The following is a 12,019-nucleotide window of genomic DNA, read 5'->3' on the forward strand; positions in this document are numbered from 1 at the left end:
ACCCTACGGTGTGGTTCTGCTGTAACCCGACCGAGGCACTCCCGAGGGAGGGGCGACGCGCCGTGGGGGCGTGTCGTCGCGGGTTCGGCGACATGTGGAGGACCACCATGCCCGGCCTACGCCGTCGACCGCACCGCGCCGCCCGTCCGTGGCCGCGCGTGCTCGCCGTCCTGTCCCTCGTCGCCGTCAGCCTGGCGGTGTCCGTGGTCGTGCCCGCGGGCCCGGCCGACGCGGCGGTCATCCGGCCGTTCACCCGCGTGTTCTCCCAGCAGACCAACGGCTCCGTGCAGATCACCGGCAACACGCTGATGACCTGCGGGACGGCCACGAACTGCGCCCAGGCGCAGGACGGCTCGATCGCCGCGAGCAACAACGACTTCACCATGGGGTTCCTCGACGCGGACACCGACGCCACGACGACGCGTTCCTCGGCGGCCGGCCTGACCATCCCGAACGGCGCCCGCGTGCTCTACGCCGGCCTCTTCTGGGGCGCCGCCCGGGTGGCCGGCACCAACGGTGTCGCCGCCAGTGGCGCCGTCGACACGATCCGGTTCCGGGTGCCCGGCTCCACGACGTACTCCACGCTCACCGCCGACCGGGTCGACAACCAGTCCTCGGCGACCAACGACTACTCCTCCTACCGCAACGTCACCTCGCTGGTGCAGTCCGCCGGCGCCGGCACCTACTGGGGGGCCGACGTCGCGGCCGCGACCGGTGTCGACCGGTACGCCGGCTGGAGCCTCGTCGTGGCCGTCGAGGACCCGGCCGCGCCCCTGCGCGACCTGACGGTCTTCACCGGCTACGCGACCGTGACCCAGACCGAGATCGTCGACACCACCATCAGCGGCTTCCTCGCGCCCTACTCCGGTGCCGTCGGCGCCACGTTCGGCACGGTGGCCTACGAGGGCGACAACAGCCTGACCGGCGACTACCTGCAGGTCGGCTCGACGCGCCTGGCCGACTCGCTGAGCCCGTCGGCCAACTTCTTCACCAGCCGGGTGAGCGCCGGCGGCCGCAACCTCACCAACCGCACCCCGGCCTCGGTCAACAACCTGGGCATCGACGCCAAGGTGATCGACGCCCCGGGCGTGGTGCGCAACGGCGCGACGTCGACCAACGTCCGCTTCGCCACCAACGGCGACTTCTACTACCCGGCGGCCCTGACCACCCAGATCGACCTCTACGCCCCGACCATCCAGGGCACCAAGACCGTCACGAACCTCTCCGGCAGCTCGCCGGCACGCGTGGGCGACGTGCTCGAGTACTCGCTCGCCTTCAGCAACACCGGCGTCGACACCGCGATGGCGTCCGTCGTCAGCGACGCCCTGCCCGCCAACGAGACGTTCGTGCCGGGCTCGCTGCGCTTCACCGCGGGCGCCAACCAGGGCACCAAGACCGACGGCGCCGGGGACGACCAGGCCGAGTACGACGCCGCGACCCGCACCGTGCGCGCGCGGATCGGCAGCGGCGCGACCAGCACCGCGGGCGGCAGCCTGGTCTCGGCGAGCACCGCCTCCGTCACCTTCCGGGTGAAGGTCGACTCCGCTGCTGCCGGGACGACCCTGCGCAACTCCGCCACCCTGGCCTACCGCGCCCAGACGCTGGCGAAGGACTACACCTACCAGACGGCCGAGGTCGCGACGCCCGTCGCGGAGGAGGCGGACGTCTCCATCACCAAGACGGCGTCGGCGGACCCCGTCACGGCGGGCGGCGAGGTCACCTACACGCTCACCGCGCGCAACTCCGGGCCGAGCACCGCCGCCGACGTGCAGGTCGTCGACACGCTGCCCAGCGGCGTGACGTACCTGTCGAGCACGCCGTCGAGCGGGTCGTGCTCGGTCGCCGCCGGCACCCTGACCTGCCTCGTCGGCAACCTGCCCTCCGGCGCCAGCGCCACGGTCAGCGTCGTGGTCCGCGTCCCGGCGGACTCCGACGCACCCGCGGTCACCAACGTCGCCCGGGTCACCAGCACCACCTCCGACCCCGACCTGTCCAACAACAACGCGTCGGTCTCCACGTCGGTCGTGCGGCAGGCCGACGTGGCCCTCACCGCGACCGCGAGCCCGGCCTCGCCGGTCCCCGGCACCGACGTGACCTACACGTTCGTGGCCACCAACAACGGCACCTCCCGGGCCACGGCGGTGCAGCTCAGCGACACCCTCCCGGCCGCCTTCCGGGTCGGCCCGGCCACGGCCGACCAGGGCACGTGCACCGTGACCGGCAGCCAGGTGCGGTGCGCGATCGGAACCCTCGACCCCGGCCAGAGCGTCCAGGTCGTCGTCGTCGCCACCCTGTCGTCGGGCGCCGGCGCCGCCGCGCTCACCAACACCGCGAGCGTCTCCTCGACGACCAACGACCCGGTCCCCGGCAACAACGTCGCCTCCACCACCGTCACCCCCGCCGCCCCGCAGGCCGACCTCGTGGTCACCAAGCGCACCGTCACCTCCCCCGTCGTGGCAGGTCGGCCGGTGCAGTGGGTCGTCACCGTCGCCGACGAGGGACCCTCCGACGCCGCCGGCGTCACGCTCGAGGACGTCCTCCCCGCCGGCATCACCGCGGCGGCCGCCTCGACCACCGGCGGCAGCTGCACCGTGGCCGCGGGCACCGTCTCGTGCTCCCTCGGCACCATCCCGGCCGGCCGGTCGGTGCAGGTCACCGTCGACGGCCAGCTGGCCGCCGGTGCCACCGGCACCCTGGTCAACAGCGCCAGCGCCGACTCCACCACCGCCGACCCCGACCCGTCGGACGACACCGCGACGACGACCGCCACCGTCGCGACCCGCGCCGACCTCGCGGTGACCAAGTCCGCCGACGCGGTCGTCGACGGCACCGACGCCACCTACACGATCGTGGCCACCAACACCGGCCCGTCGACCGCCCGGTCGGTGCAGGTCACCGACCCGGTGCCGGGCAGCCTCACCTACGTCTCCTCCGGCACCAGCCGCGGCAGCTGCGCGGCCGCGGGCACCCCCACCACCGTGACGTGCGACGTCGGCGACCTCGCGCCCGGCGAGAGCGCGACCGTCACCGTACGGGCCCACACGCCCGCCGACGGCAGCGCCCGCGGGGCCAGCAACACCGCGACGGCGACCTCGCCCACCACCGACCCGGCGCCGGGCAACAACAGCGCCACCTACGTCCTGCCGACCGCCTCGCAGGCCGACCTGTCCCTGTCGAAGACCGTCGCCCCCAACCCGGTCGTGGCCGGCGGCACGGTGACCTGGGTGCTCACCGCCCACAACAACGGCCCGTCGCTGGCCAGCACCGTGACCGTCACCGACACCGTCCCGGACCCCGTCGTCGGCGTGGTCGCGAGCACCTCCACCCCCGGCGCCTCCTGCGCCCCGGTGAGCGGCAACCGGGTCTCGTGCACCGTCGCCACCCTCGCGCCGGGCGACGAGCTCGTCGTCGAGGTGACCGGCACGGTCGCCCCGGGCGCGGCGACGGGCGCGCTCGCCAGCTCGGCCTCGGTCGACGCCGTCTCGCCCGTCGACCCCTCGGTCGACAACAACACCGCGTCGGCCTCCACCGAGGTCGTCGCGCGGGCCGACCTCGTGGTCACCCGGACCGGCCCCGCGACGCTCGCGGCCGGCACCACCGGCTCGTGGGACGTCACCGTCCGCAACGACGGACCGTCCACCGCGTCCGCGGTCCGGCTCGTCGACGACGTGCCGGCCGGCATGACCGTCGTCAGCTCGACCAGCACGCCCGCCGGTACCACCTGCACCGTGGTCGACGGTGCGCTCACCTGCCCCGTCGGCGACCTCGGTCCCGGCCAGCAGGTCACCGTGACGCTGGCCGGCAGGATCGGGTCGTCGGTGGCCGGGGGGACGGCGCTGGTCGGCACCGCAGCCGCCTCGTCGGGCACCCCCGACCCCGACACGGGCAACAACAGCGACTCCCACACCACGACCGTCACCGAGCGCTCCGACGTACGCCTCGCGAAGGCCTCGGACCCGGCCACCCTGGTGCCCGGCGCCACGTCGACCTACCTGCTCACGCTCACCAACGACGGCCCCTCCGACGCCCGCGACACCGTCGTCACCGACACCCTCGACCCCGACCTCACGGTGCTCGAGGCGGCGATCCCCGGCGGCACCTGCGACGTGGCCGGCCAGGTCGTCACCTGCCGGACCGCCGTCCTCCCCGCCGGTGCCTCGGCGGTCGCCCGGATCCGGGTGCGGGTCGCGCCCGAGCGCCGTACGCCGCTCACCAACACCGCGTCCGTCAGCACGCCGTCGGACCCCGTGCCCGGCAACGACACCGCGTCCACCACGAACCCCGTGCAGCCCAACGCCGACCTCCAGGTCGTCGCGACGGCGTCGGCGTCCCGCGTGGCGGCCGGCGAGGGCCTCACCTACACCTTCACCGTCGTCGACAGCGGACCCTCGGCCGCCGAGGACGTGACCGTCGACGACACCTTCCCGGCCGACGTCGTGCCGACCGCCGTCACCACCACCGCCGGCAGCTGCACGCTCGCCGGCCAGCGGCTGCAGTGCGCGCTCGGCCAGGTGCTGCCCGGCTCTCCCGTCGTCGTGACCGTCGAGGCGAGCACCAGCGCGGCCGCGACGGCCGGCACCCGCTCCGACACCGTCACGATCGCCTCGTCCACCGACGACGCCGACCCCGACGACAACAGCGCCCAGCTCGACGTCGACCTCGTCACCCGGGCCGACGTGCAGGTCACCAAGACCGCCGACAGCGGCAGCTTCGTGCCCGGGACGGCGGTCAGCTGGACCATCCTGTTCACCAACGCCGGCCCGTCGACCGCGCGCGGCGTCGTCGTCACCGACACCGTCCCCGACGCGGTGACCATCACCTCCGCCGTGCACGGCACCGCGAGCCCGTGCTCGGTCACCGGACAGGCGGTGCGGTGCGTCCTCGGCGACCGCGCCCCCGGCCAGCGCGTGATCAAGGTCGCCGGCACCCTCGCCTCGGCCTACACCGGCGCGAGCCTGGCCAACACGGCCCAGGTCACCACCACGACCACCGACCCGGCCGCGGCCAACGACGCCTCGACCGCGACCACCCCGATCACCCGGCTGACCGACCTCGAGGTCGTCAAGACCATGACCCCGGCCCACCCGGTGGCGGGCGAGCGGGTGACCTACACGCTGTCGGTCTACAACAACGGTCCCTCGGACGCCTCCCACCCGCAGCTCATCGACCAGCTCCCGAGCGGCCTGACCGACGTGGTGGTCAACCGCCCCATGCTGATGGGCATGCCGGCGACGGCCGAGTGCGAGCTGCGGCGCCCGACCGACCCCGGCACCGCCGACAACCCCACCGCGCCGACCGTCTTCTGCGACGGCCCGACGTTCCGCGCGGGCCTGCCCCAGCGCGTCATCGGCAGCGTGGAGGCGACCGTGGCCCCGGGCTTCACCGGCTCGCTGACCAACACCGGCCGGATCAGCTCCGACACCATCGACGTCGTCGCGAGCAACAACGAGTCGTCGGTGACCGCCGAGGTCGCCGCCGTGGCCGACGTGTCGATCACCAAGACGCTCAGCCCCTCCGTCCCGGTGCCGGGCGAGGACGTGACCTGGACCCTCACCGTGCACAACGCCGGGCCGTCCGTGGCGCGGGACGTCGCGGTGCACGACGACGTGGCCGACGACGTCACCGGGCTCACCGCCACCGTCTCCGGCGGTGCGGGCAGCTGCGACGTCGCGCCCGGCAACGACACCTCCTGCGACCTCGGAGACCTCGCGCCGTCGGCCACGACGGTCGTCACCCTCACCGGCGGCCTGCCGGCCGACTTCACCGGCGACCTGGACAACACCGCGACCGTCTCGTCGCCGACCGACACCACGACGCCTGCGAACGACTCGGCGACGGCCGACGCGACCAGCGTGCCGCAGGCGGGGCTGTCGCTCACCGCGGGGCTCTCACCGGCCGCGCCGGTGCCCGGCCGCGACGTCACCTGGACGCTCGCGGTGTCCAACGCCGGCCCGTCGGTGGCGCACGACGTGGTCGTGGACGACGACGTGGTCGACACGATCACCGGGCTCAGCGCCTCCACCGACGCCGGGACGTGCACCGTCGCGGCCGGCAACGTGGTCCGCTGCCCGGTGGGCGACCTCGCCCCCGGTGACACGGTCACCGTGACCCTCACCGGAGGGCTGCCCGCCGGCTTCACCGGGGCCCTCGCGACCACGGCGACCGCCACCTCCCCCGACTCCGACCCCGCCACCGGCACCGCAGCCGGGACCGCGGCTCCCGACGCCGACGTGCACGTCACCAAGACGGTCGCCCCCGCGAGCCCGGTGCCCGGCCGTGGCGTGACCTGGACCCTCGTCGTGGGCAGCACCGGCCCCTCGGTCGCCCGCGACGTGGTCGTGCACGACGACGTCGTCGACGCGATCACCGGCCTGACCGCCACCACCGACACCGGGACGTGCACCGTCACGGCCGGCAACGACGTCACCTGCCCGGTGGGCGACCTCGACCCCGGCGCGCAGGTGGTCGTGACCCTGGCCGGCGACGTGCCGGCCGGCTTCACCGGCACGCTGGCCAACACCGCGACGGTCGCCTCCCCGACCGACACCGACACCCCGGCGAACGACACCGCGACCGCGGCACCCGCCACGACGCCCGGCGCCGACCTGGCGATCGTCAAGACGGCCGACCCGGCGGTGCCCGTGCCCGGCACGGACGTCACCTGGACCCTCGTCGTCACCAACGCGGGGCCGTCGGTGGCGCGCGACGTCGTCGTGGCCGACGACGTCGTCGACGCGCTGACCGACGTCACGGCGAGCGCGCCCTGCACGGTCGGCGCCGGCAACGAGGTCTCCTGTGCCCTCGGCGACCTGGGCGCCAGCGGGGTGGAGGCGACCCGCACGGTCACCGTCACCGGGCACCTGCCGGCCGCCTTCACCGGCCAGCTCGCCAACACCGCCACCGTCTCCTCGCCGACCGACACGCTCACGGGCGACAACACCTCCTCCACCTCAGGCACGGCCCGACCCGACGCGGGCGTCTCGATCACCAAGACCGCCAGCCCGGTCGCCCCGGTGCCCGGACGCCGGACGTCGTGGACGCTGGCCGTCACCAACGCCGGTCCCTCGGTGGCCCGCGACGTCCGCGTGCACGACGACGTCCTCGACGTCCTCACGGACGTCACCGCCACCACCGGCAGCGCACCCGAGCCGTGCACGGTCGCGGCCGGCAACGACGTGGCCTGCGACCTCGGCGACCTCGCACCGGGTGAGACCGTGACGGTCACCGTCGCCGGGGACGTCCCTGCCGACTACGCTGGCCCGGTCGACAACACCGCCACGGTGCAGTCGCCGACGGACTCCACCCCCGGCGACAACAGCTCGACGACGACCGGTACGGCGACCCCGCGCGCCGAGCTCGCCCTCACCAAGTCCCTCTCCCCCGCCCGGCCCGTGCCGGGCGAGCAGGTGACGTGGACCATCGGCGTGGTCAACGCCGGCCCGTCGACCGCCCGCCGGGTGGTCGTCACCGACGACGTGCCCGCGGCCGTGACGGGCCTGGTCACCGGCCAGGGCGACCCCTGCACGGTGGGCTCCGGCAACCGCGTGACCTGCGACCTCGGCGACCTGCCCGCCGGGGCGAGCCGGGTCCTCACGGTGCGCGGCACGCTCGACGAAGGCTTCACCGGCTCGCTGGCCAACACCGCCACCGTCGCCTCCCCCTCCGACACCACGCCCGACGACGACAGCGCCACGGCGACGGGCGAGGCCGCACCGTCGGCCGACCTCGCGATCACCAAGACGATGACCCCGACCGTGCCGGTCGCCGGTGGCGACGTCGCGTTCACCATGGTGGTCACCAACGACGGCCCCTCGACCGCACGCCAGGTCGAGGTCGTCGACGACCTCGCCGACCACCTCGTCGGTGCCACCGCGTCCGTCGAGGGCGGTGCCTGCCGCGTGGAGGGCCAGCGCGTCACCTGCGACGTGGCTGCCCTGGCCACGGGCGCGTCCGTCACCGTGACCGTCCGCGCGACGGTCGACGCGGCGTACGCCGGCACCGTCAGCAACACCGCGATGGTGTCCGCCGCGACGCCCGACCCCGACCGGTCCGACAACGCCGCCTGGGTCTCCGAGGGCGGCAGCGGGACCTGTGCGCCGGCGGCCGCGAGCAGCGGCCGGGTCGTGGCCTGCTCGACCCTCGCGGTCCGCAAGACGGCGTCGCCGAGCAGCGCCGGACCGGGCGACCTGGTGACCTACACGATCACGGTCAGCAACGCGGGCCCGTCCGCGGCCCGCGACGTGCAGGTCGTCGACGACCTCGACGACGACCTCGACCTGGTCTCCGTCGACGTGGTCTCCGGCCAGGCGGCGGTCACCAGCGACGACCGCACCGTCACCGCCGCCTTCGGCTCCGTACGCCCGGGTGTCGACGGGGTGGTGCGGATCGTCACCCGCGTCTCGACCACGGCCTCCGGGGCGGTCGCCAACACGGCTGTCGTCACCGGCAGCGGCACCGCCGGCGTGCAGCCGACGGCGCAGGACACCGCGGACATCGAGGTGCTCGGCCGCGAGGCCGAGTACGACGACGACGGCGGGAGCGGCCAGGGCGGCGGTCGCGGCGACGGCGGCCCCGGGACTGCCGGCGGCACGCTGCCGGGCACCGGGCTGCCCACCCCGGTCGTCCCGCTGGGTGCCCTCAGCCTGCTGCTGCTCGGACTCGGGACGTGGCTGTCGCGGCGCTCACGCGTCAGCGGTGGACGGCATCGAGCTGGGCGCGCGTGAGGACGGGGCGGACCTCGAGGCCGACGTCGGCGAGCGGCTCCTGACCCTCGGGTGAGCGGTCGATCGCGCAGACCACGACCTCGACCACCGCACCGGCCTCGCGCAGCGCGCGGGTGGCGTCGCGGACGGCGCCGCCCGTGGTGATGACGTCCTCCACCAGCGTCACCCGGCGCCCGGCGACGTCGGGACCCTCGGCCAGCTTGCAGGTGCCGTACTCCTTGGCCTTCTTGCGCACGAACAGCGCCGGCGTGCCGGTCTTCGCCGAGACCATCGTCGCGATCGGGACGCCGCCGAGCTCGAGGCCGCCGAGCAGCTCGGTGTCCTCCGGCAGCAGGTCGAGCATCTGCGTCGCGACCCGGTCGAGGAGCGCCGGCTGGGCCTCGAACAGGTACTTGTCGAAGTAGGTGTCGGCCACCTGGCCCGACCGCAGGGTGAACTCCCCGGTCAGCCGGCAGGCGGCGTCGATGTCACGTGCGAGCGTCTCGTCGTCCACGCCCCGCAGCCTAGCCACGCGCGACGGTGGGACCGCAGGCGAGCCGGCGGCGTCCACCTACCGCGTCGTGCGCTCTCGCGAGGCCAGGTGGCCGAAGGCGACGAGGCGGCCGTCGGTGTGGAAGAGCTCCGAGCAGGTGGTCAGGGTGAGCAGCCGCTGGCCCGGGTCCTGGGCGGGCTGGACGCCGCCGTCGGGGTTGCGCGGGAGGTCGGCCAGCACCCATCCCGCGGTGAAGGGGACGGTGAGGTCGTCGCCGCCGGTGTCGAGGACGTAGGTGTAGGTCCAGCGTGCGGTCTCGACGACCACCTCGTCGCCGGGCTGGAGCGAGGGCATCTCGCGCAGCGGCTCGCCGTGGGTGATCCGGTGCGCGGCGAGGGCGAAGTTGCCCTTCGCCCCGGCGGCCGCGCTGGCGGCGAAGTGGCCGAAGCCGGCGGCCAGCACCTCGTCGCTCGTGCCCTCCAGCACCGGGACGGCGTAGACGTCACCGAAGCGCGGGATCCGCACCACCGACGTGACCCGGCCGTGCTCGGTGTCCACCGGCTCGTCACCGGGCGCCTCGGGGGCCGCCCAGGCACGCTCGGCCTCGCGCACCAGGTCGCGGTGGGTGCGCTGCGAGACCACGTCGGTCCCCCACACCTGCCACACGACGTACGCGCCGAGGGCGAGGCCGGCCAGCACCAGCAGGGCCCCGAGGCGTCCCGTCCACACGGCGGCGCGGGTGCGGTCGGGCATGCGCCGAGTCTCCCCCATCGACGTGCCCCGCGTGGCGGCTACGCTCGCGAGCATGCCTGCGATGTCCGCCCGCGTGGCCTCGATCCCGCCGACGATCTTCTCCGAGATGTCCGCCCTCGCGGTGCGCGCCGGGGCGCTCAACCTCGGCCAGGGCTTCCCCGACGTCGACGGCCCGGCCTCGGTGGTCGCGGCGGCGGAGCGGGCGATGCGCGACGGGGCCAACCAGTACGCCCCCGGCATCGGCGTGCCCGGCCTTCGCCAGGCGATCGCCCGGCACCAGGAGCGCCACTACGGCCTCGCGCTCGACCCCGACCGTGAGGTCGTCGTCACGACCGGGTGCACGGAGGCGATCGCGGCCGCGCTGCTCGGCCTGGTCGACCCCGGTGACGAGGTGGTCGTGCTCGAGCCCTACTACGACTCCTACGTCGCGATGCTCGACATGTGCGGCGCCCGGCGCCGCCCGGTGACGCTGCGCGCGCCCGACTTCAGGCCCGACCCCGACGAGCTCCGCGCTGCGATCACCCCGGCGACCAAGCTGGTCCTGCTCAACACGCCCCACAACCCGACCGGCACCGTCCTGACCCGCGAGGAGCTGCAGCTCGTCGCCGACCTCGCGATCGAGAACGACGTGGTCGTGGTGACCGACGAGGTCTACGAGCACCTCGTCTTCGACGACGCGCTGTCGACCGAGGGCCACGTGCCGATCGCGACGCTGCCGGGGATGCGCGAGCGCACCCTCACGCTCTCGAGCGCGGGCAAGTCGTGGTCGTTTACCGGCTGGAAGGTCGGCTGGGCGACCGGGCCCGCCCACCTCGTGCAGGCGGTGCTGGCCGCCAAGCAGTGGCTCACATTCACCTCCGGCGCGCCGCTGCAGCACGCCGTCGCGCACGCGCTCGACCACGAGCCCGACTGGCCCGCGGCCCTGGCCCGCGACCTCCAGGCACGACGCGACCTGCTCTGCGACGGGCTGGCTGCGGCCGGCCTGCCGGCGCGGCGGCCGGAGGGCACCTACTTCGCGACCACCGACGTCAGCCACCTCGGCTGGGCCGACGGCCGCGAGCTGTGCCTGGCGCTGCCCGAGCGGGCCGGCGTCGTGGCGATCCCCACCCAGGGGTTCCACGACGACCCCGACGCCGGGCGCCAGCTGGTGCGCTGGGCGTTCTGCAAGGAGCCCGCGGTCATCGCCGAGGGCGTACGCCGCCTGGCCGAGGCCGACCTGCGGCGCTGACCGGCCGGGTCAGGGGTCAGCGACCGGGGTAGTCCGAGGACGGTCCGTCGGAGCCGCCGGCCGGCGGCTGGCCGTAGGGGTTGTCGGAAGCCGGCGGCGGCGGGTAGCTGCCGCCCTGCTCGGCGCCGGGCGTGCTGCCGTAGGGCTGCTGGCCGGGCGTGCTGCCGTAGGGCTGCTGGCCGTAGGGCTGGCCCTGCGGGGCGCCGTACGGGTCGCCGTAGGACCCGCCGTGGCCGTCGGACCCGCCGGGGGGCAGCCCCTTGAACCACGGGCCGGCGCCGCCGACGTAGAGCAGCACGATCACCGCGACCGCGGCGATGAGGGTGATGACCGGGATGCCGCCGCCGATGCCGAGCAGCGACAGGACCGCGGTCACCGCGCTGGAGATGGTCAGCAGGATGCGTGCCACGTTGGAGCGGCGCAGCACGAAGACCGCGAGCACGATCGCGATGAGGCACCACACGAGCATGCCGAACATCAGGACCACCGCGACGCCGTAGGCCTGGTCGACGTCGAAGTCGAGGTTCTGGTAGTCGGGCGACTTGCGGATCTCGTCGATGGCCTGGTCGCGGGCGACCAGGAGCGCGAAGCCGAGCAGGCCGAACAGCGCGCCCACCAGCGTCGAGAAGACGATCGAGACCCAGGCCGCGACCGTGACCGTGGTCGGGCGCTTGCCGGCGCTGCCGACCGGGGCGCCGTAGGGCTGCTGGCCGTAGGGCTGGGACCCGTAGGGCTGCTGGCCGTAGGGGGAGCCCTGGGCGGGCTGCCCGTAGGGCGACGACTGGCCGTAGGGCGTGTGGGTGGGACCGGGCTCCTGCTCGCTCATGGGCACATCTCACCATG

5 protein-coding genes are annotated in these 12,019 nt (G+C 74.6%); 2 read left to right on the plus strand and 3 right to left on the minus strand.

Translation table 11 applies throughout. The features are described from left to right. The first annotated feature begins 107 nt into the window (after positions 1-107). A complete protein-coding gene (locus tag ACFFJG_RS07760; RefSeq protein WP_378518023.1) occupies positions 108-8,723 on the plus strand; it encodes a hypothetical protein in 8,616 nt (2,871 codons plus the stop codon). Here the strand turns inward: ACFFJG_RS07760 and pyrE are convergent. Further along, entirely contained in the window at positions 8,689-9,216 is a 528-nt protein-coding gene (pyrE, locus tag ACFFJG_RS07765) for an orotate phosphoribosyltransferase (protein ID WP_378518024.1), read from the minus strand. The two genes, ACFFJG_RS07760 and pyrE, sit on opposite strands and share 35 nt — an antisense overlap. Positions 9,217-9,273: 57 nt before the next feature. Then, positions 9,274-9,948: a class E sortase gene (locus ACFFJG_RS07770; RefSeq protein WP_378518025.1), complete on the minus strand. Its 675-nt coding sequence runs from the start codon at positions 9,946-9,948 to the stop codon at positions 9,274-9,276. Positions 9,949-10,000: 52 nt separating this feature from the next. Between ACFFJG_RS07770 and ACFFJG_RS07775 the strand changes: the two genes are divergently transcribed. Continuing rightward, a complete protein-coding gene (locus ACFFJG_RS07775) occupies positions 10,001-11,176 on the plus strand; it encodes a pyridoxal phosphate-dependent aminotransferase (protein ID WP_378518026.1) in 1,176 nt (391 codons plus the stop codon). 16 nt (positions 11,177-11,192) lie between these two features. On the opposite strand, the gene ACFFJG_RS07780 is transcribed toward ACFFJG_RS07775, so the two are convergent. Further along, complete coding sequence (locus ACFFJG_RS07780; RefSeq protein WP_378518027.1) at positions 11,193-12,002, minus strand: hypothetical protein; 810 nt, start codon at positions 12,000-12,002, stop codon at positions 11,193-11,195. Between the last annotated feature and the right edge of the window lie 17 nt (positions 12,003-12,019).

It is taken from the genome of Nocardioides zeicaulis, from assembly GCF_042432345.1.
GTDB classification, from domain to species: Bacteria; Actinomycetota; Actinomycetes; order Propionibacteriales; family Nocardioidaceae; genus Nocardioides; species Nocardioides zeicaulis.